A 25,281-nucleotide genomic window follows, 5' to 3' on the forward strand; every position below is an offset into this window, starting at 1 on the left:
CCGATGTCACCGGGCGGCGGCGAGCCATCCCGCGAGCTTGTTGCGCCCGCCCGCCCGGCGCAGGTCCAGTCGCCCGAGGTCGAGCGCCGGCGGAGGGGCGGGGAGGATCACGGCGCCGACCTCCGCCGCCGCGGCGGCCACCGCGGCGAAGCCGGGGCAGGTGGGGTCGAGCACCAGCCAGCCGAGGCCGGCGCGCAGCGCCGCCAGCGCCTGACCGGGCGCATCGGCGCAATCGAGGATCGCCCGGTACGGCACGCCCGGCTGCGCCGCCGTGGCCCGCGCCACCAGCGCCAGGAACCAGGCCGGCCCCAGGCTGCCCGCCGCGCCCCGCGCTGAGAGCAGCGCCACGCCGCGCGGCCCGGCGAGCGCCAGCGCCGCCACCGCCTCGGCCAGGCCGTGCACCACCACGGCGGGCGGTGTATCCTGGTTTCCCGGCAAGCGTTGACCCGGCCCACCCTGCATGCGAAGCCTTGCAGCATGCCGGAAAGCCCGCGTCCAGCGCGGCCCCCAGCCTGGGTTTCCGGCCAGGAGCGGCATGAACGGCGGCATGAGCGACGGCGCAGGGGATCCGGTGGTGCAGGCGGCGATGCGGCTGGAGATGGCGGTGGAGCGGCTGGCGGAAGCGCTGTCGCTGGCGCTGGTCCGGCCGCCCGGCAGTGCACAAGGCAGTGAGGATAGCGTGCCGCGGGCCGAGGTCGCGGCGCTGGCGGAACGGCTGGACGCCACCATCGGCCGACTGCGCGGCGTGCTGCACGATGAGCTTCGCGGCGAGGCCGCGGGCGAGGAGGAGTAGCGGGTGGGTCAGGTCACGGTCCGGGTCAACGGCTATCAGCACACCATCGGCTGCAAGGATGGCGAGGAGCAGCACGTCGGCGAGCTGATCGCGCAGATCGAGGAGAAGGTGAAGCTGATCCGCGCCATGGGCGGGCAATTTTCCGAATCCCGCATGCTGCTGCATGTGGCGTTGCTGCTGGCGGATGAGGTCGGCGACCTGCGGTCCGAAACCACCCGGCTGCGCACCGGCGCACCGGCCGGGCTCGCCGCGTCGCCCGCCGGCGACCCGCTGCTGGCGGAGCGGCTGGGGCGGATCGCCGAGCGGATCGAAGGCTTGGCGCAAACCCTTGACCGGAGCTAGGGCAAACTCCGGTCGGAGTAATCCGCTCGCCCGAACAAGAGACCGGGCCGGTTTCCGTGAGCCAGGGCGAACGGAAGCCGCTGCGGCGGTCCGGGCCGGGCGCGAGCGCGGGGCCATCCGGCCCATGGCGCCCCCTGGCAGCCGGTCCGCCGCGCCCCTATATGGGTCTGGCGGTTCTGCCCGGTGCGTCAGGCAATTCATCCCCAGGGCCAATAAGCATCCTCCGGGAACTGGCGCTGTCCGGATCTTGGTCCGGGTATCCGGTGCCCACCTGCTCACGCAGGCCTTGGGAGGATGATAGGCCAACGGCTGTGGTGGTTCCGCGCTCTCCTGCTTCCCCAGATGCTGCCGCCTTCGATGCCGCGCTCCTGCGGGAGCGCAAAGCGGAGGCGCGCAGCCTCGCGCTGTCCCGCCGCGCCAGCCGCGATCCGGCCCGCAGCGCGGCGGATGCCGCGGCGCTGGCCGCGCATGTGCTGGTGGATTGCCCGCCGCCGCCCGGTGCCGTGGTCGCCGGTTTCTGGCCGATGGGCACCGAGATCGACATCCGCCCCCTGCTTCAGGCGCTCGAGGGCCGCAGCCACGCCCTGGCGCTGCCGGTGACGCCGAAGCGGGGCCAGCCACTGAGCTTCCGCCGCTGGCGCTTCGGCGAGGCGCTGGCCGCCGGCCCCATGGGCACGCGCCAGCCGGCGGCGGGTGAGTTGGTTGCGCCGGACTGGCTGCTGGTGCCGTTGCTCGCCTTCGACCGCGCCGGCCGGCGGCTCGGCTATGGCGGCGGCTATTACGACCGGACCCTGCCGGATCTGCCCGGCGCCACGGCGATCGGCTGCGGCTTCACGGCGCAGGAGATGCCGGAGGTGCCGGCCGGGCCGACGGATTATCGGCTGCCGCGCATCGCCACCGAGGCCGGCGTCATCCTGTGCGGAGCCTGAGCGCGTGAGAATCCTGTTCCTTGGCGATGTCGTCGGCCGTTCCGGGCGCGATGCGCTGACCGCCGGCCTGCCCGGGCTGCGCGCCCGGCTCGCCGCCGACCTCGTCGTGGTGAATGGCGAGAATGCCTCGCACGGCTTCGGCCTCGCCCCCGACATGGCGCGGGCCTTCTTCGCCGCCGGGGCGGATGTGATCACCCTCGGCAACCATGCCTGGGACCGCAAGGAGATCATCCCCTATCTGGAGACCGAGCCGCGGGTGATCCGGCCGGCGAATTTCCCGCCCGGCACCCCTGGGCATGGCGCCTTCGTGGCCACCGTGGCGGGCGGCCGCCGCGCCCTGGTGATCAACGTCATGGGCCGGCTGTTCATGGATGCGCTGGACGACCCGTTCCGCGCCGTGCAGGCCGAGCTGGCGAAGCACCGCATGGGCCCCGGCGGCACCCTGCAGGCCGCCGTCATCGACGTGCATGCCGAGGCCAGTTCGGAGAAATACGCCTTTGGCCACAGCTTCGACGGCATGGTGAGCCTGGTGGTGGGCACCCATACCCATACCCCCTCGGCCGACCACCAGATCCTGCCTGGCGGCACCGCCTACATGACCGATGCCGGGATGTGTGGCGACTACGACAGCGTCATCGGCATGCAGAAGGGCGGCGCCGCGCTGCGCTTCTGGCGCAAGATGCCGGGCGAGAAGCTGGCCCCGGCGGAGGGGGCGGCGACACTCTGCGGCGTTTTTGTCGAAACGGATGACACGACCGGCCTGGCCAGGCGGATTGAGCCGCTGCGGCTTGGCGGGAGGCTGTCCCAGGCCATGCCGGAGGGCTGAGGCGCAACCCGCGTCCGGTTGCTTCACAGCCGCGCGACTTTCCCTGCCGCGGCGCCTTTTTTCATGCACGTGTCATGGCGCGCTCGGGCACCATCGCCGGTAGCAGCGACGGGGAAGTTTCGCATGTACCGCGGAAATGCCGTGCGTATTCCGCCGGGCGCATCCGTGCTGGGCGGTGCTGCCTGCGGGTTGAGCTACGAGGGCGTCATGCGCGATGCCATGGCGCGTGACGAGACCGCCCGGCGCCGCGAGGCCGGGCGCAACCGCGGCACGCCGGCCCCGCAGCAGCAGCGGGTACAGGGCATGCCAGCAGGACAGGCGCCGCAGGCCCGCCAGGCCGGGCAGTAGGTGCCCGGGAGAGGCCGAAGGGTCAGTACATGGTGTCCAGCAGCCGTTGCGGCGCCTCGGCGTCATAGCTGGCGACCTCGACCAGCCCGCCGGTATGGGCGGCGAGCAGCGCGCCCATGCTTGGTACCGCCGCCGGCCGTTCCCGTCCGCCCCATAGCTTCGATCGCATGATCGCCTTGGCGCATTGCATGTAGACCTCCCGCACCGTGACCAGCAGCACGGTGGCGGGCGGCTTGCCCTGGGCGAGGAAGCGGTCCCGCAGCGCCGGGTCGGCGGTCAGCCGGGCGGTGCCGTTGATCCGCAGCGTCTCGCCGACGCCGGGGATGAGGAACAGCAGCGCGACCTCCGGGTTCTCCAGTATGTCCCGCAGCCCGTCCAGCCGGTTGTTGCCGCGGCGGTCGGGCAGGGCCAGGGTCTGGTCGTCCAGCGGCACGATGAAGCCGGGCGCGTCGCCGCGCGGGGTGGCATGCGGCCCGTTGCCGCCGCAGGTCGCCAGTATGGCGAAGGGCGAGGCGGCGATGAAGGCCTTGGACTTGGGCTCGAGCTTTGGCGCCACCTTCTTCAGCACCAGCTCCCGCGGCGGATCATAGATCGCCCCGAGCTGTTCCAGGGTGGTGACGGCGAAGGGATCGGCAGGGGTCAGGGCGTCCATGGGAGGCCAGCCTGACAGGACCAGGGGCGAGGCTGCAAGCCTTGCGGTGGCGTCCTGCCCTTCATGCGGGTATAAGCCCTTCCTCACCCGCAATCTTAAGTTACCGGAGCCACCGGCCATGGCCGGCCATTCCCACGCCAAGAACATCATGCACCGCAAGGCGGCCCAGGGTGCCAAGAAGGCCCAGGCCTTCGGCAAGCTGATCCGCGAAATCACCGTCTCCGCCAAGCTGGGGTTGCCCGACCCGGCGATGAACCCGCGGCTGCGTGCCGCGGTGAAGGCCGCGCTCATAGCCAATATGACGCGGGACACCATCGACCGCGCCATCAAGCGGGCCAGCACCGCCGGCCAGGGCGAGGACTACCAGGAGGTGCGCTACGAAGGCTATGGCCCGAACGGCGTCGCCATCATCGTCGAGGCGCTGACCGACAACCGCAACCGCACCGCGGGCGACATCCGCAGCGCCTTCGCCAAGCATGGCGGCGCGCTTGGCGAGACCAACAGCGTGTCCTTCCAGTTCGAGCGCCGCGGCGTGCTGTGGTTCCCCGGCCTGCCCGGCAAGGAGGAGGAGATCCTGGAGGCCGCCATCGAGGCCGGCGCGCAGGATGTCGAGAGCGACGAGGAAGGCCATGAGGTGACCTGCGCGCCGGAGGATTTCTTCGCCGTGCGGGACGCCATGGAGGCGAAGTTCGGCAGCCCCGAGAGCGCCAAGATCGAATGGGTGCCGAATGTCCTCGTCGAGCTCGACGAGGAGAAGGCGCGCGAGGTCCTAAAGCTGCTGGACCGGCTGGACGAGAGCGACGACGTGCAGAACGTCTACGCCAATTTCGAGGTCTCCGACGCCGTCTCGCAGAAGCTGTCGGCCTGAGCGCGGTGATTGGCGCCGTCCGCCTGCTCGGCCTCGATCCCGGCCTGCAGCACACCGGCTGGGGGATGGTGGAGAGTGCGGGCAGCCGGCTGCGCCACCTGGGCGACGGGGTGATCTCCACCGCCGCCGACCAGCCGCTGGCTGAACGGCTTTCCACCCTGCACCGCGCGCTGGTGGCGCTGCTGACGGATTGGCAGCCGGATGAGGCGGCGGTGGAGCACACCTATGTCAACAAGAACCCGGGCGCGGCGCTGAAGCTCGGCCAGGCGCGCGGCGTGGTGCTGCTGGCGCCGGCGCTGCACGGCATCCCCGTGGCCGAATACCAGGCGATGGAGGTGAAGCGTGCGGTGGTCGGCACCGGCCATGCCGAGAAGGCGCAGGTCGAGGCAATGGTCCGCCGGCTGCTGCCAGGCGCCACGATCCGCCGCGCCGATGCGGCGGATGCGCTGGCCGTGGCGATCTGCCACGCGCATCACCGCGGCACGAAGCTGGCCTTTGCGCGAGGCTACGTGCCGGCATGAATGGCCCGCCGATCCAGCCCGCCGCCTCCTTCGGGTCCTCCGGCCATTGGAGGGCGGCATGATCGGGAAACTCACCGGCAAGCTCGACAGCCTGCATGAGGGCGGCTGCATCCTCGACGTGAACGGCGTCGGCTACCTGCTGTCCTGCTCGACGAAGACGCTCGACCGGCTGCGCGACGCCCCGCAGGCGGCCCGGGTGCTGGTCGAGACGCATGTGCGGCAGGACGCCATCGTGCTGTTCGGCTTCGCCACGGCGCAGGAACGCGACACCTTCACCAAGCTGACGTCGATCCAGGGGGTCGGGCCGAAGGTCGCGCTCGACATCCTCTCGGCCTTCGGGCCGGAGGAGCTGGCCGGCGCGGTGCGCGCCGCCGACCGCGCCGGGCTGCGCCAGGCCAATGGCGTCGGCCCCCGGCTGGCCGACCGGCTGGTGACCGAGCTGCGCGACTGGGCCGGCGGCATCCAGCCGGCCTCGGGCATCGCCCTGCCGGCCGCACCGGGTGCCGCGCCGCCACCCGGGGCCGAGGCGGATGCGGTCTCCGCACTGATCAACCTTGGCTGGAAGCGGCCCGAGGCGCAGGCGGCGGTGAGCCGGGCCAAGGCGCGGCTGGGCGAGGGCGCGGTGCTGGAAAGCCTGATCCGCGACAGCCTGAAGGAGCTGGCGCGATGAGGCGCCATCCCGGCCTGCCCGCCGCCTCCGCCCTGTCCGCTCGCTCCGTCATGCCCGGGCTTGACCTGGGCATCCACCCCGAGGCGCGCCTCGCGACTGATCCCCGGACCGAGCTGGGGGATGACGCTAGGCCGCGGCGCCGGCGCACCCTTGTGGCCGCATGCCCATGACCGACGACCGCATCACCGCCCCGGACCGCACCGAGGAGGATGCCGCGGAAGCGACCCTCCGGCCGCAGACCCTCGACGACTTCACCGGCCAGAAGACCCTGCGCGAAAACCTCGCCATCTTCATCCAGGCGGCGCGCGGCCGGGGCGAGGCGCTTGATCACGTCTTGCTCCATGGTCCCCCCGGCCTCGGCAAGACCACCCTGGCGCAAATCGTCGCGCGCGAACTCGGGGTAGGGTTCCGCGCCACCAGCGGACCGATTTTGCAGCGCGCCGGCGACCTCGCCGCCATCCTGACCAATCTGCAACCGCGCGACGTGCTGTTCGTCGACGAGATCCACCGCCTGCAGCCGGCGCTTGAGGAAACCCTCTATCCGGCGATGGAGGATTTCCAACTCGACCTCATCATCGGCGAGGGGCCGGCGGCGCGCACCGTGCGCATCGACCTGCCGCCCTTCACCCTGGTCGGCGCCACCACCCGGGCCGGGCTGCTGGCCACACCCTTGCGCGACCGCTTCGGCATCCCGTTGCGCCTGCAATTCTACACGCCCGAGGAATTGTACCAGATCGTCCGCCGCGGCGCCCAGAAGCTCGGCTTCCAACTGGCCGAGGATGGCGCGCGGGAGATCGCCAACCGCTCCCGCGGCACGCCGCGCATCGCCGGCCGGCTGCTGCGCCGGGTGCGCGACTTCGCCATGGTCGCCGGGGTCCCGGCCGATCGTGCCATGGCCGATGGCGCGCTGGCGCGGCTGGAGGTGGACCGGCTCGGCCTCGATGCCATGGACCGCCGCTACCTTCGCCGCATCGCCGAATTTCACAATGGCGGCCCGGTCGGCGTCGAGACCCTGGCGGCGGCGCTGGCCGAGGCGCGCGATACCATCGAGGATGTGATCGAGCCCTACCTCATCCAGGAGGGCCTGGTGATGCGCACCCCGCGCGGCCGGGTGCTGGGCGAACCGGGCTGGCGCCACCTGGGCATGACCCCGCCCGCCGGCTTCGCCATCCAGCCCGACCTGCTCTCGAACGGGGGGCGGGACCAATGAGCGCACCCAGAGGCCCGAACAGGCCGCGCCCGCTCGCCCAGGCACCGGACGGCCCGGTGCACCAGTACTCGCTGCGGGTCTATTTCGAGGATACCGACGCCGGCGGCATGGCCTATCACGCCAATTATCTGCGCTGGGCGGAGCGGGCCCGGACGGAATCCTTGCGGGCCATTGGCTTGCCGCATCAGATGATGATCGAACTTCACAATTCGATACTCGTGGTGCGGCGCATCGAAGTGGAGTATTGGCGCCCCGCCCGACTCGATGATGCGATCCTGGTCGAGACCCGGGTGATTGCCGTGAAGGGCGTCACCCTGACGCTAGACCAGCGCGTGCTGCGGCAGGACGGGACAAGGATCGAGGAGGCGCCGCTGGCGGCGCTGCGCGTCGAGCTGGCCTGCCTGGACCGGCAGGCGCTGCGGCCGAGGCGGATTCCGGAACCCTGGCGGTCGGCCCTTGGCGCGGCGCGCGGGGATACGCCGGGGGGCGTGCCTGGGGAGCGCGTGTGAGCATGGTTGGCCCGTGCCGGACGGCGCGGCCGCCTTCGATCGGACATGATCGCGGGCCAGAGTGGACAGGAGATTGAGCGGTGGACCGCAGCGTGACGGCAACGGCTTTGGGCAATGCGGCGAACGACCTCTCGCTCTGGGGGCTGTTCCTGCAGGCCGACTGGGTGGTGAAGCTGGTGATGCTCGGGCTGCTGCTCGCCAGCGTCTGGGTCTGGGCCATCGTTTTTGAGAAGGTCAGCAGCATCCGCCGCGCCAACCGCGCCGCCGATGCCTTCGAGGATGCCTTCTGGTCCGGCGGCAGCCTGGATGAGCTGTACCGCAAGGAAGGCGACCAACCCTCCCATCCAATGGCTGCGGTCTTCGTCGCCGCCATGCGCGAATGGCGCCGCAGCGCCCAGCGCCTGGCCGGCTCCGACCTCATCGCCAACGGGCTGCGCGAGCGCATCGACCGGACCATGGCGGTGACCGTCCAGCGGGAGATGGAGCGGCTGGAGCGCTGGATGATCTTTCTCGCCTCGGTCGGCTCGGTCGCGCCCTTCATCGGGCTGTTCGGCACGGTTTGGGGCATCATGAACAGCTTCGCCGCCATCGCCGGCATGCAGAACACCAACCTTGCCGTGGTGGCGCCGGGCATCGCCGAGGCGCTGTTCGCCACCGCCATCGGCCTGGTCGCCGCCATCCCGGCGGTGCTGGCCTACAACAAGATCAGCTCCGACCTGGCGCGCTTCGCCGCAAGGCTGGAGGGCTTCGCCTCGGAGTTCGGCGCCATCCTGTCGCGGCAGACCGAGACCGCGGTCATCGGCACCGAGGCGCGCAGCCCGGCGATCGCGGAGTAGAAGGGTGGCCGCCTCCCTCAACAACGGCAAGTCCCGCGGCCGCTACCGGCCGCTGGCCGAGATCAACGTCACGCCGCTGGTCGATGTGATGCTGGTGCTGCTCATCATCTTCATGGTGGCGGCGCCGCTGATGACGGTGGGCGTGCCGGTCGATCTGCCGAAGACCCAGGCCAGCGCGCTCAACCAGGACAATGAGCCGATCACCATCACGGTGAACCCCGAGGGCAGCATCTTCCTGCAGGAGACCGAGGTGCCGCTGGAAGGGCTGGTGGCGCAGCTGCAGGCGATTGCCGCCAATCAGCCGCAAGGCGCGCCGGAGCGGCGGATCTTCGTCCGCGGCGACCGGGCCATCAGCTATGGCCGGGTCATGGAAGTGATGGGCACCATCAGCGCCGGCGGCTTCTCCCGCGTGGCGCTGCTCGCGGAGCAGCCGGGCGCGCCCCGAGCGGCCGGACCGCAGGCCAACCAGCCGCAGCCTGCCGGTTCCCCCGCCGGCAGGTCGCAGCCGCCTCAACAGCGTGGCCAGGCGCCGCGCGGCTAGCAACGGGAGTCGCGCAAGGGCGCGGTGATGCGGACACGGGGGATGCGCTTCTGGGGCGGGGTGTCGGCGGCGGTGCACGTCGCCGCCCTGGTGCTCGGCCTGATCTTCGGCCTGCCGCGCCCGCTGCGCGAGCCGGAGGAGCAGGCCGTCCCGGTCGAGATCGTCAGTGCGGCGCCGGCCGAGCAGGCCCAGGGCGAGCAGCCGGCGCCGGTGCCGGCGCCGGCCAGCGCGCCGCAGCCGCCGCGGCCCGAGCCGCCGGCGCCGGCCCCGCAGCAGGAGGCGATCCCGACCCCGCCGCCGCCGCCGCCCGCGCCGGCCCCGCCGCCGGTGCCGCAGCAGCAGGCGCAGGCGCGGCCGACCCCGCCTGCGCCGCCGCCGGAGCCCTCCCCCCTGCCATTGCCGCCGCCTCCACCCCGGCCGCCGCAGCCGCAGGCCCAGCCGCAACCACGGCCCGAGCCGCCGAGCCCGGCGCCGCCCCGGCCCGAGCCGCCGCGGCCGACGCCGCCCACCCCGGTGCCGCCGCCGCCGACCCCGAGCCAGCAGGCCGGCACCGGCCAGACGCCGCCGGTGCAGCGGCCGCAGGAGCGCAGCCGCAGCGTGCTCAATACGCTCGAGAACCTGCGCAACGCGCAGCGCCAGACCGAGGCGCCGCGGGCCCGGCCGACACCGCAGGCAGGCGCGCCGCGGCAGGGCGGCGGCACGCCGACCGGCACCGCCGCGCTCTCCGCCGGGGAGAAGGCCGGGCTGGCCGACAAGATCAGCGAATGCTGGAGCGTCGACGGCGGCGGTGTCGGCGTGCGCGAGGTGGTCGTCGAGCTCCGCGTCGTGGTCGATGGTGGCGGCGTGGTGCGTAACGTCACCTCGAACGGCGCGGTGCCGAGCGACCCACGCGCGCGTTCGGTGTATGAAGCGGCGCGTCGCGCCTTGCTCGACCCGCGCTGCAATCCGCTGCCGCTGCCACGGGAACGCCTGGCGGCGCTGCGTGACACCGTGTTCCGCTTCAATCCGCGCGACCTTGGCCTGCGCTGACCAGGCGCTGCGCCGATGACGAAAGAGGAAGGATCTGCCGCATGACCTCCAGGGACAAGGCGATGCAAGCGTTGCTGTCGCGCCGGGCGGCGCTGTTCGGTGGCATGGCCGCGACCCTGCCGGCGCTCGGCGGCTGGCAGGCGGCGGCGCAGCAGACGCAGAGCTCGGTGGTCGACATCACCCGTGCCCGCACCGACCCGATCCCGATCGCGGTGCCGGATTTCGCCGCCGGCGGCGATGCCGCGCGCTATGGCCGCGACATCGCCCGGGTGATCGTGAACAACCTGCGCAACTCGGGCCTGTTCCGCCCGGTCGACCGCGCCGCCTTCATCCAGACCGCGGAGGCCGCGGCGCAGACGCCGCGCTTCCAGGACTGGCGGGTCATCGGCGCGCAGGCGCTGGTCACCGGCCGGGTGCTGGACCAGGGCGGTAGCCTGCGGGTCGAATTCCGGCTGTGGGACGTGCTGCCGGAGGCCCAGCTGGAAGGCACGCTGCTGACCGCCTCCACCGCCAATTGGCGGCGCATCGGCCATCTGATCTCGGATGTGATCTATGAGCGGCTGCTGGGCGAGAAGGGGTATTTCGACACCCGCGTGGTCTATGTGGCCGAAAGCGGCCCGCGCGACCGTCGGGTGCGCCGCCTTGCCATCATGGACCAGGATGGCGAGAACCATCGCTTCCTGACCGACGGCAGCTTCCAGGTGCTGACCCCGCGCTTCCATCCGAATGCGCAGCAGATCGCCTTCATGTCGTATTTCCGTAACGAGCCGCGGGTCTATCTGTTCAGCCTGGACAGCGGACGGCAGGAGGTGCTGGGGAATTTTCGCGGCATGACTCTCTCGCCGCGGTTCTCGCCGGATGGCCGCAGTGTCATTCTCTCCTCCACCCGTGGCAATGACGCGAATATTTATGTGGTGGACATGGGCTCGCGGCGGGAGCGGCAGCTTACCTCCGGCGGTGGGCTGGATGTGTCGCCCTGCTACTCGCCGGACGGCTCGCAGATCGTCTTCAACTCCGACCGCGGCGGCGACCAGCAGCTTTACGTAATGGATGCCGGCGGCGGCGGCGTGCGGCGGATCTCCTTCGGCCGCGGCCGCTACGCCACGCCTGTCTGGTCGCCGCGCGGTGATTTGATTGCCTTCACCCGCATCGCTTCCGGCCAATTCGCCATCGGGGTGATGCGGCCGGATGGCTCGGGCGAGCGGATCCTGTCCGAAGGCTGGGGCATGGAAGGCCCGACCTTCGCGCCGAACGGCAGGGTCATGATGTACTACCGGGAAACCCCGGCGCGGGATGCTCGCGGCAACGGCTATTCGGCGCGACTCTCCAGCATCGACATCGCCGGCTTCAACGAGCGGCAGATCGTCACCCCGACCGATGCCTCCGACCCTGCCTGGTCGCCGTTACTTGCCTGACATGAATGGCAGGAATTCGTGATTGATGCGGTAAGCCCCTGTAGGGTCGAGGTTTTGCTGCAGCGCAGCGGACAAGCAAACCAGCCATGACAGACGATGTGCAGAAATGCCACGATGTTGCCCAGTTTGCTTGACCCTCTCTGCTTCGGGTTGTACCGCCCGCGACGTAATTCCGCAGCCGCATGCTGCAAGACAGAAGGATCGAGAGGATGTTGAACGCGAAGCTGTTCGGCGTGATCGCCGTGGTCGCGCTGCTGGGGGCCTGCGAATCATCGACAACCGATAGCGCCAATACCGGCGTCGGCAACGCCACGACCGGCGGCGTCGGCGCGCGCCCGGGCAGCCAGGAAGACCTGATCGCGACCGCCGGCAGCGACCGCGTCTTCTTCGACACCGACCGCTCGACCATTCGTGCCGACCAGCGCTCGGTGCTGGAGCGGCAGGTGGCTTGGATGCAGCGTTACCCGGCGGTGACCGTGCAGGTCGAAGGCCACGCCGATGAGCGCGGCACCCGCGAGTACAACCTGGCGCTCGGCCAGCGCCGCGCCAATGCGGCACGCGACGTGCTGGTGGCCGGCGGCGTCGCCAGCGCCCGCGTCTCCACCATCTCCTATGGCAAGGACCGCCCGGCGGCGCTCGGCTCGACCGAAGATGCCTGGGCGCAGAACCGCCGCGCCGTCACCGTGGTACGCTGACGCCATCCCGGCGGGGGCAACCTCCGCGGGATGGCAGGGCCGGGGTGCGGAACCCCGGGCAGCAGGCGCTCCGGGGTCATGCCGGGCGCCGGGCTGCAATTCACATGACCGGAACGACGCCGCCCGCCGGTGGGGCGGCGGCGGATCCGGTGCTATCGAAGCGCGACCGGCGCCACGCCCCGGCCGATCCCGGTCCGCGGCAGGCTGATCCGGCCGGATCGGAGCCCGATTGATGCGACGCGTGCCCGCCGCCCTTCGCCTTCTTCCCCTGCTGCTGGCCCTTGCCGCGCCGGGGACCGCCTTCGCCCAGGCCGAGAGCCGCGAGGGCATCTACCTGCAGAACCAGATCCTTCAGCTGCGGCAGGAACTGGATCAGCTCCGCCGCGGCGGCGGCAGTGTCGCGCCGCCCGCCCCGGCGCCGCGTGCCGCCGGGCCGCAGGGCGAGATGGTCGGCGCGCTGCTCGACCGCGTGGCGCGGCTGGAGGAGGAGGTGCGCCTCCAACGCGGCCGGCTGGAGGAGAGCGAATTCCGCAACCGCCAGCTCGGTCAGCAGGTCGAGAAGCTGCAGGGCGACCTCGACTTCCGTCTGCAGCAGCTGGAAGGCCAGGGCAGCCCGGGCGCCACTCCGCCACGATCCGCGCCGGCCGCGGCGCCGCCGCCTGTCGCCGCACCCCGCCCGGCCGCCCGGCCGCCGGAGCGGGCGATCGCCGATGGGCAGGCGGCGCTCGGCCGCCGCGACTATGCCGCGGCCGAGGCGGCGGCGCGCGAGGTGCTGGCGGCCCGCGGCAGCCCGCGCACCGTCGATGCGCAGCTGCTGCTGGGTGACGCGCTCAGCGGCAAGCGGGACTTCGCCAATGCGGCCCTGGCCTATAACGAGGCCTTCACGCGCAGCCGCACCGGCCCGCGTGCACCAGAGGCCCTGCTCGGCCTGGCCGGTGCCTTCCAGAGCCTCGGCAACCGTCGGGAGGCCTGCGACACGCTGGACGACCTGCGGAGCAATTTCCCCAATCTGCGCGGTGCCCAGGCGGATCGCGTGGCCGAGGCCCGGCGCCGGGCCGGCTGCCGGTAGCAATGATCGCGGAGCCGGTCTCCGCGGCGGAATTCGCGGCGCTAATGGCGCCGCTCGGGCCCTTCGGCCGGCAGCCCCGCATCGCCGCCGGCGTCTCCGGCGGGCCGCACAGCCTCGCGCTGGCGCTGCTGGCGGATGGTTGGGCGCGGGCGCGCGGCGGCAGCCTGCTGGCACTGGTCGTGGACCACGGGCTGCGGCCGGAAAGCGCCGCGGAGGCTGCGGGCGTCATTGCCCAACTCGCCGGACGCGGGATCGCGGCGAGGCTGCTGTGGCTGGGCCTGCCGCCCGGCGCCGGGGTGCAGGCCCGGGCCAGGGCGGCGCGCCACGGAGCGCTGCGGGACGCCTGCCGGGAGGCCGGGGTGCCCTGGCTGCTGCTCGGCCACCACCGGGCCGATCAGGCGGAGACCCTGCTGTTCCGGGCGTTGCGCGGCAGCGGCCCGGCCGGGCTGGCGGGCATGGCCCCGGCGCTGGCGACCGCCGAGGCGCTGGTGCTGCGGCCGCTGCTCGGCATCCCGCCGGCCCGGCTGGAGGCGGTGGTGCGGGCGGCCGGGCTGACGCCGGTGCGCGACCCGAGCAATGCCGACCCGCGCTTCGCCCGACCGCGGCTGCGGCAGGTGCTGGGGGATCCGGGCGGCACCGGTCCGGCGGTCGCGGCGCTGGCCGAGGCCGCCGCCGCCTTCGCCACCCGGCGCCGACGGCTGGAGTCGGCGGTCGCCGATCGGCTGGCGGCGGCGGCGGTGCTCCGGCCAGAGGGCCATGCCGAGCTCGATCTCCGGGCGTTGGGCCGGGACCGGGTGGCGCTGGCTGCGTTGGCAACGCTGCTCTCCTGCATCGGCGGCCGCGGCTTTCCGCCACCGGCCGCGGCGGTCGCGGGCCTGCTGCGGCAGGGCCATGGCACCCTGGCCGGCGCCTGGCTGCAGGCCGCGCCCGCGGGCGGCACCGCCCGGCTGCTGCGGGAACCCGCGGCGGTGGGGCCGCCGGTGCCGGCGCGGCGGAACGCGGTCTGGGACGGGCGATTCCGGCTGACCGGCCCGGGCGACGCCGAATGCAGCCTGGGCGCCCTCGGCGTGGCGGCGGCGGCGCGGCTCCGTCACGCGGCTCCGGGGCTGCCGGCGGTGGTGCTCGCGACACTTCCGGCCATCCGGCGGCACGGCACGCTGGTCGCCGTGCCTGCGCTGTTCTATCCTGACGCCGAGGGCTCGGCGCGCTTTGCCATCGTTCTCGCTCCGGCAGCCGCCGGACGGGAATTGCGCGCTTTCGAACTGAACCATTCCCTGTCGCCACCAGCATCCCTATCTGGGTAGGACAGGATAAAGGGCATCGTGCCCAGAGTTGCGTGGCATGCCGGGACGGGCCCGGCGCTGCCATGGCGGAAACGGGAAATGCATCGGTGAACAATTTCGGCCGCAACCTGGCGCTTTGGGTGATCGTGGCTCTGCTGCTGGTGGCGCTGTTCAACCTGTTCCAGCCGAGTGGCTCCGGCCAGCGCGGGGCGCAGCAGGTGGCCTATTCGGACTTCCTGAACGAGGTCGGCGCGGGCCATGTGCGCGATGTCGTGATCCAGGGGCGCATCGTGACCGGCCAACTTTCGGATGGCCGCACCTTCCAGACCTATACGCCCGAGGATCCCAACCTGGTCGGCCGGCTGACCGAGAAGGGCGTCCGCGTCGTGGCGCGGCCGGAGGAGAGCGACGTCAACCCGCTGTTCCACTACCTGCTCAGCTGGTTCCCGATGCTGCTGCTGATCGGCGTCTGGGTCTTCTTCATGCGCCAGATGCAGTCGGGCGGCGGCCGCGCCATGGGCTTCGGCAAGTCCCGTGCCCGGCTGCTGACCGAGAAGCAGGGCCGCGTCACCTTCGAGGACGTGGCCGGCATCGACGAGGCCAAGGGCGAGCTGGAGGAGATCGTCGAATTCCTGCGTGACCCGCAGAAATTCCAGCGCCTTGGCGGCAAGATCCCGAAGGGCTGCCTGCTGGTCGGCCCGCCGGGCACCGGCAAGACGCTGCTGGCCCGCGCAATTGCGGGTGAGGCGAACGTGCCCTTCTTCACCATCTCGGGCTCCGACTTCGTCGAGATGTTCGTCGGCGTCGGCGCGTCCCGGGTGAGGGATATGTTCGAGCAGGGCAAGAAGAATGCCCCCTGCATCATCTTCATCGACGAGATCGACGCGGTGGGCCGCCACCGCGGCGCCGGCCTCGGCGGCGGCAATGACGAGCGGGAGCAGACCCTCAACCAGATGCTGGTCGAGATGGACGGCTTCGAGAGCAACGAGGGCGTCATTCTGATCGCCGCGACCAACCGGCCGGACGTGCTGGACCCGGCGCTGCTGCGCCCCGGCCGCTTCGACCGCCAGGTGGTGGTGCCCAACCCGGATGTGATGGGCCGGGAGAAGATCCTGCGCGTCCACATGCGCAAGGTCCCGCTGGCCTCGGACGTCGATCCGAAGGTGATCGCCCGCGGCACCCCGGGCTTCTCCGGCGCCGATCTGGCCAATCTGGTGAACGAGGCGGCGCTGCTGGCCGCCCGCACCGGCCGCCGCACCGTCGGCATGCATGAGTTCGAGCAGGCCAAGGACAAGGTGCTGATGGGCGCCGAGCGGCGCTCCCTGGTCATGTCCGAGGATGAGAAGCGGATGACCGCCTATCACGAGGCAGGCCACGCCCTCTGCGCCATGAAGCTGCCGGAGTGCGACCCGGTGCATAAGGCGACGATCATCCCGCGTGGCCGCGCCCTCGGCCTTGTGATGTCGCTGCCGGAAGGCGACCGGTACTCCAAGCACAAGTCGAAGCTGCTGTCCGAACTCGCCATGGCCATGGGTGGCCGGGTTGCCGAGGAGCTGATCTTTGGCCCGGACAAGGTTTCCAACGGCGCCTCGGGCGACATCAAGATGGCGACCGACCAGGCCCGGCGGATGATCACCGAATGGGGCATGAGCGAGAAGCTCGGCATGATCGCCTATGGCGAGAACAGCCAGGAGGTCTTCCTGGGCCACAGCGTCACCCAGTCGAAGAATCTTTCCGAAGAAACCGCCCGCCAGATCGATGGCGAAATCCGGAGAATCATCGACGAGGCCTATGCCCGCTCGAAGCAGCTGCTGTCGGAGCACATCGACGAGCTGCACCTGCTGGCCAAGGGGCTGCTGGAGCACGAGACCATCTCCGGCGACGAGATCCGGCAGATCATCCGCGGCGAGCCGATCGTGCGTGACCGGCCGGATGAGCCGGTGCCGCAGGGGCGCGGCAGCGTGCCGAGCAGCGGCCGCACCCCGCGGCCGAACCCTGGCGGGCTCAACCCGGCGCCCGCGCCGGGGACCTGACCCGACCGCTTCGATGCCGGAGCGCATTCTGGAGCCGCTGGGCCTGGTGACGGGCCCGGCGGCTTTCGCTTCCATCCGCAGCGGTCAGGCGCTGCCCTTCCAGGGCGGACCGGCCGGCTTCCTGCTGACCCGGTTGATCGAGGGCGGCGCCGATCGCGGCGTGGTGCCGGTGACCGCCATCCCGCCGGAATGGCAGGCGCTGCTGCCCCCCATCACCGCCGCGCTGCCGCGCTTCGCCGGCCTCGTCCCGCGCCTGCCGGGCGGGCCGCTGGTCATGGGCATCGTCAATGTCACGCCCGACAGCTTCTCCGGCGACGGGGTCGAGGCGGAGGCGGCGATCCTCCGCGGCCGGGCGTTGTTGGAGGCCGGGGCGGACATCCTCGACATCGGTGGCGAGAGCACCCGCCCGGGCGCCGCGCCGGTGGCGCCCGAGGAGGAGATCCGCCGCATCCTGCCGGTGGTGCGTGCTTTGGCTCCGCTGGCACCGGTCTCCATCGACACCCGCAATGCCGCCACCATGGCAGCGGCGCTGGCCGCTGGTGCCAGCATCATCAACGACATCGCCGCGCTGCGCCATGATCCGGACGCCCCGCGGGTGGTGGCCGAGGCCGGCGCTTCGGTGGTGCTGATGCATATGCTGGGCACCGATCCACGGACCATGCAGGCCGATCCCCGCTACGCCGATGTGGCGCTGGAGGTGCTATACTTCCTGCGCGATCGAATACAGGCGCTCGGCCTGCCGCCGGAGCGGGTGGCGATGGATCCTGGCATCGGCTTCGGCAAGACCCTGGCGCATAACCTGATGCTGCTCGACCGGCTGCCGCTGCTGGCCGGGCTGGGTTGTCCAATTCTGGTCGGCGCCTCCCGCAAGGCCTCGCTCGGCCGGCTGGGCGGGGTGGCGGAGGCCGGGAAGCGTCTCGCCCCCAGCCTGGCCGCCGCCCTGGCCGCCACCGCCCGCGGCGCCGCCATCCTCAGGGTGCATGACGTGGCGGAGACGGTGCAGGCGCTGCGGGTCTGGCTGGCGGCCACCACGAATTCCGTTGCGAAAATGCAAGCCTGACCGCCGTGTTGATGGACCTGGCAGTCCGCTGGCGCTACTCAATCCACCCGGCAACCTCCGATGATCGGTCGGCAATGAACGCAGCGGCGCCCCGATGAACGCTCCCGCATCCGTGCCCACTCCCCTGGCCACGCCCCTGCCCACATCGGCGACCGGCCGCCGGCTGTTCGGCACGGATGGCATCCGCGGCACCGCCAACCGGGCGCCGATGGATGCGGCGACGGCGCTGCGCCTGGGCCAGGCCGCCGGCCGCATCTTCAACCGCGGCACCCACCGGCACCGGGTGGTGATCGGCAAGGATACCCGCCTCTCCGGCTACATGCTGGAACCGGCGCTGACCGCCGGCTTCATCGGCACCGGCATGGATGTGGTGCTGGTCGGGCCGCTGCCGACCCCGGCCATCGCCCTGCTGACCCGCAGCCTCCGCGCCGACCTTGGCGTGATGATCAGCGCCAGCCACAACCTCTACGAGGACAATGGCATCAAGCTGTTCGGCCCGGACGGCCTCAAGCTCTCCGACGCGCAGGAGCTGGAGATCGAGGCGCTGATGGCCGGCGACCTGACCAGCGGCCTCGCGGCGCCCTCGAAGCTCGGCCGCGCCAGCCGGATGGAGGACGCCCGCGGCCGCTACATCGAGGCGGTGAAGCAGAGCTTTCCCCGCCACCTGACCCTGGAAGGGCTGCGCGTCGTCGTCGATTGCGCCCATGGCGCCGCCTACAAGGTGGCGCCGACGGTGCTGTGGGAGCTGGGGGCCGAGGTGGTGGCGATCGGCGATGCGCCGGACGGCTTCAACATCAATCGCGGTGTCGGCTCCACTGAGCCGGCCCGGCTGGCGGAGCTGGTGCGGGAACGCCGCGCCGACCTCGGCATCGCGCTCGATGGCGACGCCGACCGGGTGGTGCTGGTGGATGAGGCGGGCACCATCATCGACGGCGACCAGATCCTGGCGCTGATCGCCGAATCCTGGCACGCCCAGGGCAGGCTGCGCGGCGGCGCGGTGGTGGCCACCGTCATGTCCAATATGGGGCTGGAACGCACGCTGAAATCGCGCGGCCTCGGCCTGCTGCGCACTGCGGTCGGCGACCGCTATGTCGGGGAGCGGATGCGCGAGGCCGGCTGCAACCTCGGCGGCGAGCAATCCGGCCACCTCATCATGACGGATTTCGGCACCACGGGGGATGGGCTGATCGGCGCCCTGCAGGTGCTGGCGGTGCTGGTCGAGGAGAACCGGCCGGCGAGCGAGATCTGCCGTCGTTTCCAGCCCCTGCCGCAGCGCCTGGTGAACATCCGCTTCGCCGGCGCCTCGCCACTGGAGGATGCCGTGGTGCAGCGCGAGATCGCGGCGCATGAGGCCCGGCTCGGCGAGCGCGGCCGGGTGCTGATCCGCGCCAGCGGCACGGAGCCGGTCATCCGGGTGATGGCCGAGGCCGAGGATGAGGCGCTGGTGAAGGAGACGGTGGAGACGCTGGCCGAGGCGATCCGGGCGCAGATCCGGGCGGCGGCATGAGCACCCCGGGCCCGCGCGGCCGAGTGCTGATCGTCGCCGGCTCGGATTCCGGCGGCGGCGCCGGCATCCAGGCCGACATCAAGGCGGTGACCGCGCTCGGCGGCCATGCCGCGACGGCGATCACCGCGCTGACCGCGCAGAATACCCTGGGCGTGCATGGCGTGCTGCCGATCCCGGTGGCGTTCATCCGCCAGCAGATCGCCGTGGTGCTGCGCGACATCGGCGCCGATGCGCTGAAGACTGGCATGCTGCACGACAGCCCGACCATCGCCGCGGTCTGCGAGGCGCTGGCCGCCGAGGCGCCTGGCGTGCCGCTGGTGGCCGACCCGGTGATGGTGGCCAAGGGCGGCCACGCCTTGCTGCAGCCCGATGCGGTGGAGGCACTGAAGCGGCTGCTGCTGCCGCTCGCCGCCGTCATCACCCCGAACCTGCCGGAGGCGGAGGTCCTGACCGGGCTTGAGATCCGCGACGAGGCGGCGATGCGCCGCGCCGCCGAGGCGTTGCTGGCCATGGGCGTGCGCGCGGTGCTGCTGAAGGGTGGCCATCTGGAGGGCCCGCGCGTCATCGACCTGCTGGCGACGCCGGATGGCATCACCCGCTTCGAGGATGCGAAACTCGAATCCCGCCACACCCATGGTACCGGCTGCACCCTGGCCAGCGCCATCGCTGCCGGGTTGGCGCGCGGCCTGCCGCTGCAGCGTGCGGTGGCGCGGGCGCGGGCCTATGTGCGGGCGGCGATCCTGGCCGCGCCCGGCCTCGGCCAGGGGCATGGGCCGCTCGGCCATGGGGTGACGGTGGATCCGGCGCGGATCGAGGCGCTGGGATGAGGGCCTACCGCTTCGTCACCCTCGACGTCTTCACCGACCGTCGCTTCGGCGGCAACCAGCTGGCGGTCTTCCCCGACGCACGCGGGATGAGCGACGCCGAGATGCAGGCGCTGGCGGCCGAGTTCAATCTCAGCGAGACCACCTTCGTCCTGCCGCCGGCCGACCCGGCCAACACCGCCCGCGTCCGCATCTTCAACCGGGTGGCGGAGATGCCCTTCGCCGGCCACCCCAGTGTTGGCACCGGCTTCGTCCTGGCCGAGGCTGGGCAGGCAGGCAGCTTGCGGCTGGAGCAGATCGCCGGGCTGGTGACGGTGGAGGTCTGGCGCGACACCGCCGGCCAGGTCACCGGCACCGCCATCGCCGCGCCGCAGCCGCTTGCGGTGGGGCAGGAGCTGCCGGCCGAAGTGGCGGCCGCCTGCGCCAGCATCCCCTCGGCCAGCGTCGTCACCGCGCGCCACGCTCCGACCCTTGCCGCCGATGGCGGCAACCCGCGCCTGCTGGTGGAGGTGACGGCGGAGGCGCTGGCCGCCGCGGCGCCCGATCTGGCCGCCTTCCGGCGAGTGGTGGCGGAGGTTCCGGCGCTGCGCGGCTTCCTCTCGCTGTATCTCTACCGGCGTGACGGCGCCACGGTGCGGGCACGGATGTTCTCGCCGCTGACCGGCACCTGGGAGGATCCGGCGACCGGCAGCGCGGCGACGCCGCTGGCCGGTTTCCTGCTGCGGCTGAGCGGGGCGGAGAGCGCGGCGCTCGACATCATCCAGGGCGTCGAGATGGGCCGGCCAAGCCTGTTGCGGACGACGGCGCGGCGGACCGCCGAGGGCATCCGCGCCACGGTTGGTGGCGGCTGCGTGCAGGTGCTGCGCGGCGAGGCATTGCTTTAGGCCAGCGGCGCTCGGTCCGGGTCACTCCTCCTTCGGCCAGCCCAGCCACTCCTGCACATAGCCCCGCCGCACCAGCACCAGCCCCAGCGCGGTCAGCGGCGCCGCCAGCGCCACGCCGAGCAGCCCGAACAGCGCCCCGGTCAGCACCTGTACCAGCAGCAGCAGCGCCGGCGGGATGTCCGCGGTCCGGGACTGCACCATCGGTGTCAGGAAATTTCCCTCGATGGTCTGCACCGCGACCACCAGCGCGATCACCCAGAGGGCGAGGGGCGGCGACTGGGCCAGCGCCAGCAGCACCGCCGGTACCGCGCCGATCAGCGGGCCGATGATGGGAATGAAATTCAGCAGCCCGATGATCGTCGCCAGCAGCCCGGCCAGCGGCACGCCGAGCGCCATCAGCCCGAGCCAGGTCAATAGCCCGGCCACGGCCATCCCGACCGCCTGGCCCAGCAGCCAGCCGCGCAGCGCCGTGCCCGCCTCCGTCAGCGTATCCGCCACCGGCGGCTCGAGGTCCGGATGAAACAACTGACGGAGGCCGCGCAGATAGGGCTCCGGCTGCGCCGCCAGGTAAAGCGCGAGCAGTACCACCAGCACCAGATTGCCGAGGCCACCGAGGGTGGAACTGGCTGCCTGGGCGGCAGCGGCCGCGGCATCGGCGCCGCCGCCGCCGCTCAGCAACTGCCCAGGTTCGGCTTGGCGCAGCAGCCAGTCGCCCCAGCCGGTGCCGGCCATACGGTTGCGCAGCGCCTCCAGACTCCGCGGCAATTCCGCGGAGAGCTGCCGCGCCTGCTCGGCCAGCGGCCCGGCGGCGGCCCAGCCGGCCAGACCGATCGCCAGCGCGACCAGCGCGGCGATGATCAGCACCGCCGCCCAGCCCGGCAGCCCGGTGCGCCGCGCCAGCGGATCAGCCCCCGCCCGCAGCGCCACCGCGAGCAGCACGGCCGCGAAGCCGAGCAGCGGCACCTCCGGTGCCAGCCAAAGCAGGGCAAGCAGGATGCCGAGAAGGATGAGGACGGAGGCATGCGCGCGGGTCACGCAGGACGGAACCGCAAGCGGCGCATTCGGTTCCCAGGCGAGACAGTCGCGCTGCCAGGGGCGGCCCTGCCGGCCGGGCATTCCATATGCTACCAGGATACCCACGCAGGGCCCAGCAGAGGACCGGATGACCCAATCCACTACCCCCGCCGAGGATCTGGTCTTCGGCCTGACCCGCATCATCGACCTGCCTGGCCTGACCGGCGGTGCCCTCGGCCCGGAGGATATCGCCGCCATCATCGGCGAGGCCGACCGCTATTCCCGCGAAATGCTGTGGCCGCAAGCCCAGGCCGCCGACCACCATGGCGCAGTTTATGAGAATGGCGTCGTCCGCACCCCGCCGCATTACCAAGCGGCCTACAAGGCCTGGATCGAGGGCGGCTGGCAGGGCCTCGCCGCGCCGGCTGAGCTGAATGGCATCGACGTCGGCGGGCAGGAGCTGCCGCAGGCGCTGTGGATGGCGGTCTCCGAACTCGTCACCACCGGCGACATGGCCTTCAGCCTCTGCCCGCTGCTGACCGCCGGCGCCATCGAGGCGCTGGCCCGCTTCGCCACCCCGGCGCAGCAGGCGGAATGGCTGCCGCCACTGGTCTCCGGCGCATGGACCGGCACCATGTGCCTGACCGAGCCGCAGGCCGGCAGCGACCTGTCGCAGGTGCGCAGCAAGGCGGAGCCGGACGGGCAGGGGGGATATCGGATCACCGGCCAGAAGATCTTCATCACCTTCGGCGACCATGACCTGACGCCGAACACCCTGCACCTGATCCTGGCGCGGTTGCCGGATGCGCCGCCCGGTACCCGCGGCATCTCGCTTTTCGCCGCGCCGAAGCTGCTGCTGGACGGCAGCCGCAATGCGCTGCGCTGCGGCGGCATCGAGAAGAAGCTCGGCATCCACGCCGCGCCGACCTGCGTCATGCTGTTCGAGGGCGCCGCGGCGCAAATGGTGGGCGAGCCGAACCGCGGCCTCAACGCCATGTTCGCGATGATGAACGCCGCTCGCCTCGGCGTGGGTGTGGAGGGGGTGGCGCAGGGCGCCCGGGCGCTGGCGCTGGCCGAGGCCTATGCCGCGCAGCGCATCCAGGGCGGAAGGCCGATCGACCGCCACCCGGATGTGGCGCGCATGCTGGCGGAGATCCGCGGCATCACCCTGGCCGGGCGGCTGCTGGCGCTGGAGGCGGGGGCGGCGCTGGACCGCGCCCGGCGGCAGGGAGCGACGGAGGCGCGGGTCGCGCTGCTGACGCCGATCGTCAAGGCGTGGTGCACCGACCGTGGCGTGGATTGCGCCAACCTTGGTCTGCAGGTGCATGGCGGCGCGGGCTTCATCGAGGAAACCGGCGCCGCCCAGGTGCTGCGCGACGCCCGCATCGCGCCGATCTACGAGGGCACCAACGGCATCCAGGCCATGGACCTGGTCAGCCGCAAGCTGCTGCGTGATGGCGGGGCGGAGATGCGGGCGCTGCTGGCCGAGGTCCGTGCCGCCGATTCCCGCCTGCTGCCCGCCGCCGAGGCGCTGGAACGTGTCACCGCCTGGCTGCTCGACCGCGGCCAGCGCGATCCGGCTGCGGCGGAGGCCTCCGCCGCGGCCTATTTGGATGCCGCCGGCTGGACCCTCGGCGGCTGGATGCTGGCCCGTGCCGCGGCGGCCGATGCTCGCTACGCGCCGATTGCCGGCTTCTACCTGGCGCGGCTGCTGCCGCGGGCGGCGGCGCGGGTGGCGGAGATCGAGGCGGCCGACGCCCTGCTGGCGCTGCTGCCGGCCGCCTGACGCAGGCCGGCTGCGGATCTCGCCCGGACGGGCGTGGTCCTGCGGCGCGGCCTCACGCAGCGGTAAGGGTTTTCGGTTCCATTTCCGCGCAGGGGGCGAATTTTGTCGCCCTAAGGCCCATTGATTTTGACACGGGAACGCTGTTGGCGTTTTCCTTGTCCGTTGGCAGGATGCCAAGCAGGGGACGGCGCGTGGCACCATTGTGTCTGGAATCGGGAAGCGCGGCATCGGCTTCCCGGTGCTTCGGGAATCGTCTGCTCGACACCCTGGCCATGGCGGATGCGGCATTGCTGCAGCCTCATCTGACGCCGGTCATGCTCATGCCGGGCGCGGTGCTGCACGCGGATGGCGAGGCGGCAACCCAGGCGGTCTTCCCCTGCGCCTCGACCGTGCTTTCGATCCAGATGGCCGGCCAGGACGGCGGCGCGGTGGAAGCGGTGCCGATCGGCTCCGAGGGCATGATCGGCTGGAACGGCGACATCGCTGCGCTCGCCAGCTTCCGCAGCCTGGTTCAGGTCGGCGGCCCGGCGCTGCGGCTGGAGGTCAACCGCCTGGTATCGGCCGCCAGCATCGCCCCCGGGCTGAAGTCACGCCTGGACGGCTACCACTCCGCGCTGCTTGGCCAGGCCCTGCAGGCGGTGGCCTGCGCCGCACTGCATCCGGTGGAGGCGCGGATTTGCCGCCGGCTGCTCTCCCTGCACGACCGCACCGGCCGGCCCGAGCTGCCGCTGACCCAGGCGGTGTTGGCCGAATCCCTCGGCGTGCGGCGCACCACCGTTACGCGGATCATGGCCGGGCTGGCGGAGCGCGAGCTGATCCAGCACCGTCGCGGGCGGATCCTGCTGCATGACCGCGCCGGGCTGGAGGCGGCGAGCTGCGACTGCCATGCCGCGGTCCGGGCAGAGTTCGGCCGGCTGGCACCCGGCCTGTTCCCGCCCGTGATCACCGGTTGAGCGCCGCCCCGGTGGTTTGATTGAACAAGGTATGAACACGGGCCGTCGAAGCCAGCGGAGAGTCGCAGCGGAATCAGGCCCCTCGCCCGAGTCGCTGGAACGAATCGGCGCCACACGACTCGGGCGAGGGCGAAAGCCCTGGACCGCAAGGTTTTGTGCCATCCGGCCAGCCCGGGCACAAAGCCGTTCCCGCTCCGGTCCAGCGGCGTAATCGGCCGCTGCCCGAGTCGCGGCGTCCGGTCCGGCCGGCTGCAGCAGGTTGCGATCATGTCTGAACGCCACGCTGCTGCAGCTTGCTGGTCACAGAGAGGATTCCCGCTCCGCGGGGTTCACGCCCCTCCGCGATCAGCCGATGCGAGGCGACCTCAGAAATCGGAAACCCGGCCCTTCCGTTCCCAATCGCCGTAGCGCGTCGGCTCCGGGCCGCTCGGCCCGCCGATCTCCTTCATTCGTACCGGCGCTTCCGAGGGCGGGTCGCCGGCGGGGGGCAGGCCGGGGTCGCCGGGCAGCGGCGCCTCGGGGCCGGGCGGGTCATCGATCGGCACTTCCGGCAGATCAGGGCCGGGCGGCGGCACTGGCGTCGGCGGCACCGGCGGCGGCGGGTCGTTCGGCGACAGCGGATCGGACATCGCCAGGGCGTTTTCCGGGGCGAATGAGGTCGCCCCTTGTCGGGTCTTGGTCATG

28 protein-coding genes and 1 other RNA gene are annotated in these 25,281 nt (G+C 72.0%); 25 read left to right on the plus strand and 4 right to left on the minus strand.

Annotation, left to right across the window (positions count from 1 at the left end; all coding sequences use genetic code 11):
- Positions 1–6: 6 nt before the first annotated feature.
- Positions 7–408, minus strand: a complete 402-nt coding sequence (locus H7965_RS07465; protein WP_186769940.1) for a hypothetical protein — start codon at positions 406–408, stop codon at positions 7–9.
- A gap of 139 nt (positions 409–547) precedes the next feature.
- Between H7965_RS07465 and H7965_RS07470 the strand changes: the two genes are divergently transcribed.
- From H7965_RS07470 to H7965_RS07495, 6 genes are all read left to right on the plus strand, one after another.
- A complete protein-coding gene (locus H7965_RS07470; protein ID WP_186769941.1) occupies positions 548–793 on the plus strand; it encodes a hypothetical protein in 246 nt (81 codons plus the stop codon).
- A 3-nt stretch (positions 794–796) separates the two neighbouring features.
- Positions 797–1,135, plus strand: coding sequence for a cell division protein ZapA (locus tag H7965_RS07475; RefSeq protein WP_186769942.1), 339 nt, complete (start codon positions 797–799; stop codon positions 1,133–1,135).
- Between the two features lie 170 nt (positions 1,136–1,305).
- Positions 1,306–1,460: non-coding RNA, 6S RNA (gene ssrS, locus H7965_RS07480), on the plus strand.
- Entirely contained in the window at positions 1,450–2,064 is a 615-nt protein-coding gene (locus H7965_RS07485; RefSeq protein ID WP_229682510.1) for a 5-formyltetrahydrofolate cyclo-ligase, read from the plus strand. Before ssrS ends, H7965_RS07485 begins: the two co-directional genes overlap by 11 nt.
- 4 nt (positions 2,065–2,068) lie before the next feature.
- Positions 2,069–2,890 carry a TIGR00282 family metallophosphoesterase gene (locus H7965_RS07490; protein ID WP_186769943.1) on the plus strand — a complete coding sequence of 274 codons (822 nt, stop codon included), beginning with the start codon at positions 2,069–2,071 and terminating at the stop codon, positions 2,888–2,890.
- Positions 2,891–3,013: 123 nt separating this feature from the next.
- The gene (locus tag H7965_RS07495) at positions 3,014–3,238 is read left to right on the plus strand and encodes a hypothetical protein (protein ID WP_186769944.1); all 225 of its coding nucleotides are present in this window, start codon (positions 3,014–3,016) and stop codon (positions 3,236–3,238) included.
- A gap of 22 nt (positions 3,239–3,260) precedes the next feature.
- Here H7965_RS07495 and H7965_RS07500 read toward each other — a convergent pair whose 3' ends face one another.
- Positions 3,261–3,890: a pyridoxamine 5'-phosphate oxidase family protein gene (locus H7965_RS07500; RefSeq protein ID WP_186769945.1), complete on the minus strand. Its 630-nt coding sequence runs from the start codon at positions 3,888–3,890 to the stop codon at positions 3,261–3,263.
- Between the two features lie 118 nt (positions 3,891–4,008).
- Between H7965_RS07500 and H7965_RS07505 the strand changes: the two genes are divergently transcribed.
- From H7965_RS07505 to H7965_RS07585, 17 genes are all read left to right on the plus strand, one after another.
- Entirely contained in the window at positions 4,009–4,758 is a 750-nt protein-coding gene (locus H7965_RS07505; protein WP_186769946.1) for a YebC/PmpR family DNA-binding transcriptional regulator, read from the plus strand.
- A gap of 5 nt (positions 4,759–4,763) precedes the next feature.
- Complete coding sequence (ruvC, locus tag H7965_RS07510; RefSeq protein ID WP_268239698.1) at positions 4,764–5,279, plus strand: crossover junction endodeoxyribonuclease RuvC; 516 nt, start codon at positions 4,764–4,766, stop codon at positions 5,277–5,279.
- A gap of 58 nt (positions 5,280–5,337) precedes the next feature.
- Positions 5,338–5,949: a Holliday junction branch migration protein RuvA gene (gene ruvA, locus H7965_RS07515; protein ID WP_186769947.1), complete on the plus strand. Its 612-nt coding sequence runs from the start codon at positions 5,338–5,340 to the stop codon at positions 5,947–5,949.
- Between the two features lie 166 nt (positions 5,950–6,115).
- Positions 6,116–7,159: a Holliday junction branch migration DNA helicase RuvB gene (gene ruvB / locus H7965_RS07520; RefSeq protein WP_390624554.1), complete on the plus strand. Its 1,044-nt coding sequence runs from the start codon at positions 6,116–6,118 to the stop codon at positions 7,157–7,159.
- A complete protein-coding gene (locus H7965_RS07525; protein ID WP_186769949.1) occupies positions 7,156–7,668 on the plus strand; it encodes a YbgC/FadM family acyl-CoA thioesterase in 513 nt (170 codons plus the stop codon). Before ruvB ends, H7965_RS07525 begins: the two co-directional genes overlap by 4 nt.
- Positions 7,669–7,748: 80 nt before the next feature.
- Positions 7,749–8,504: a protein TolQ gene (gene tolQ, locus H7965_RS07530; protein WP_186769950.1), complete on the plus strand. Its 756-nt coding sequence runs from the start codon at positions 7,749–7,751 to the stop codon at positions 8,502–8,504.
- Between the two features lie 4 nt (positions 8,505–8,508).
- Positions 8,509–9,045, plus strand: coding sequence for a protein TolR (gene tolR, locus H7965_RS07535; protein WP_186769951.1), 537 nt, complete (start codon positions 8,509–8,511; stop codon positions 9,043–9,045).
- Positions 9,046–9,087: 42 nt separating this feature from the next.
- Positions 9,088–10,074 (plus strand): hypothetical protein, encoded by a 987-nt coding sequence (locus H7965_RS07540; RefSeq protein WP_186769952.1) that lies wholly within the window; start codon positions 9,088–9,090, stop codon positions 10,072–10,074.
- Between the two features lie 41 nt (positions 10,075–10,115).
- The gene (gene tolB, locus H7965_RS07545; RefSeq protein WP_186769953.1) at positions 10,116–11,489 is read left to right on the plus strand and encodes a Tol-Pal system beta propeller repeat protein TolB; all 1,374 of its coding nucleotides are present in this window, start codon (positions 10,116–10,118) and stop codon (positions 11,487–11,489) included.
- A gap of 212 nt (positions 11,490–11,701) precedes the next feature.
- Entirely contained in the window at positions 11,702–12,184 is a 483-nt protein-coding gene (gene pal / locus H7965_RS07550; protein ID WP_390624557.1) for a peptidoglycan-associated lipoprotein Pal, read from the plus strand.
- Positions 12,185–12,416: 232 nt separating this feature from the next.
- A complete protein-coding gene (locus tag H7965_RS07555) occupies positions 12,417–13,253 on the plus strand; it encodes a tol-pal system YbgF family protein (RefSeq protein ID WP_229682509.1) in 837 nt (278 codons plus the stop codon).
- Positions 13,254–13,255: 2 nt separating this feature from the next.
- A complete protein-coding gene (gene tilS / locus H7965_RS07560; RefSeq protein ID WP_186769956.1) occupies positions 13,256–14,557 on the plus strand; it encodes a tRNA lysidine(34) synthetase TilS in 1,302 nt (433 codons plus the stop codon).
- Positions 14,558–14,643: 86 nt separating this feature from the next.
- Entirely contained in the window at positions 14,644–16,569 is a 1,926-nt protein-coding gene (ftsH, locus tag H7965_RS07565; protein ID WP_315898681.1) for an ATP-dependent zinc metalloprotease FtsH, read from the plus strand.
- 13 nt (positions 16,570–16,582) lie between these two features.
- Positions 16,583–17,629 carry a dihydropteroate synthase gene (folP, locus tag H7965_RS07570; RefSeq protein WP_186769958.1) on the plus strand — a complete coding sequence of 349 codons (1,047 nt, stop codon included), beginning with the start codon at positions 16,583–16,585 and terminating at the stop codon, positions 17,627–17,629.
- A 136-nt stretch (positions 17,630–17,765) separates the two neighbouring features.
- Positions 17,766–19,136, plus strand: coding sequence for a phosphoglucosamine mutase (glmM, locus tag H7965_RS07575; RefSeq protein WP_261394106.1), 1,371 nt, complete (start codon positions 17,766–17,768; stop codon positions 19,134–19,136).
- Complete coding sequence (thiD, locus tag H7965_RS07580; protein ID WP_186769960.1) at positions 19,133–19,963, plus strand: bifunctional hydroxymethylpyrimidine kinase/phosphomethylpyrimidine kinase; 831 nt, start codon at positions 19,133–19,135, stop codon at positions 19,961–19,963. The genes glmM and thiD overlap by 4 nt, the downstream gene beginning before the upstream one ends.
- A complete protein-coding gene (locus H7965_RS07585) occupies positions 19,960–20,844 on the plus strand; it encodes a PhzF family phenazine biosynthesis protein (RefSeq protein ID WP_186769961.1) in 885 nt (294 codons plus the stop codon). The genes thiD and H7965_RS07585 overlap by 4 nt, the downstream gene beginning before the upstream one ends.
- A gap of 21 nt (positions 20,845–20,865) precedes the next feature.
- On the opposite strand, the gene H7965_RS07590 is transcribed toward H7965_RS07585, so the two are convergent.
- Positions 20,866–21,960, minus strand: a complete 1,095-nt coding sequence (locus H7965_RS07590) for an AI-2E family transporter (RefSeq protein ID WP_186769962.1) — start codon at positions 21,958–21,960, stop codon at positions 20,866–20,868.
- A 46-nt stretch (positions 21,961–22,006) separates the two neighbouring features.
- Here H7965_RS07590 and H7965_RS07595 point away from each other — a divergent pair, with 46 nt between their 5' ends.
- The gene (locus tag H7965_RS07595; protein ID WP_186769963.1) at positions 22,007–23,644 is read left to right on the plus strand and encodes an acyl-CoA dehydrogenase family protein; all 1,638 of its coding nucleotides are present in this window, start codon (positions 22,007–22,009) and stop codon (positions 23,642–23,644) included.
- Positions 23,645–23,931: 287 nt separating this feature from the next.
- Positions 23,932–24,597: a Crp/Fnr family transcriptional regulator gene (locus H7965_RS07600; protein ID WP_186769964.1), complete on the plus strand. Its 666-nt coding sequence runs from the start codon at positions 23,932–23,934 to the stop codon at positions 24,595–24,597.
- Between the two features lie 365 nt (positions 24,598–24,962).
- On the opposite strand, the gene H7965_RS31920 is transcribed toward H7965_RS07600, so the two are convergent.
- Entirely contained in the window at positions 24,963–25,280 is a 318-nt protein-coding gene (locus tag H7965_RS31920; RefSeq protein ID WP_390624555.1) for a succinate dehydrogenase assembly factor 4, read from the minus strand.
- Between the last annotated feature and the right edge of the window lies 1 nt (position 25,281).

The organism is Siccirubricoccus deserti, from assembly GCF_014283215.1.
GTDB classification, from domain to species: Bacteria; Pseudomonadota; Alphaproteobacteria; order Acetobacterales; family Acetobacteraceae; genus Siccirubricoccus; species Siccirubricoccus deserti.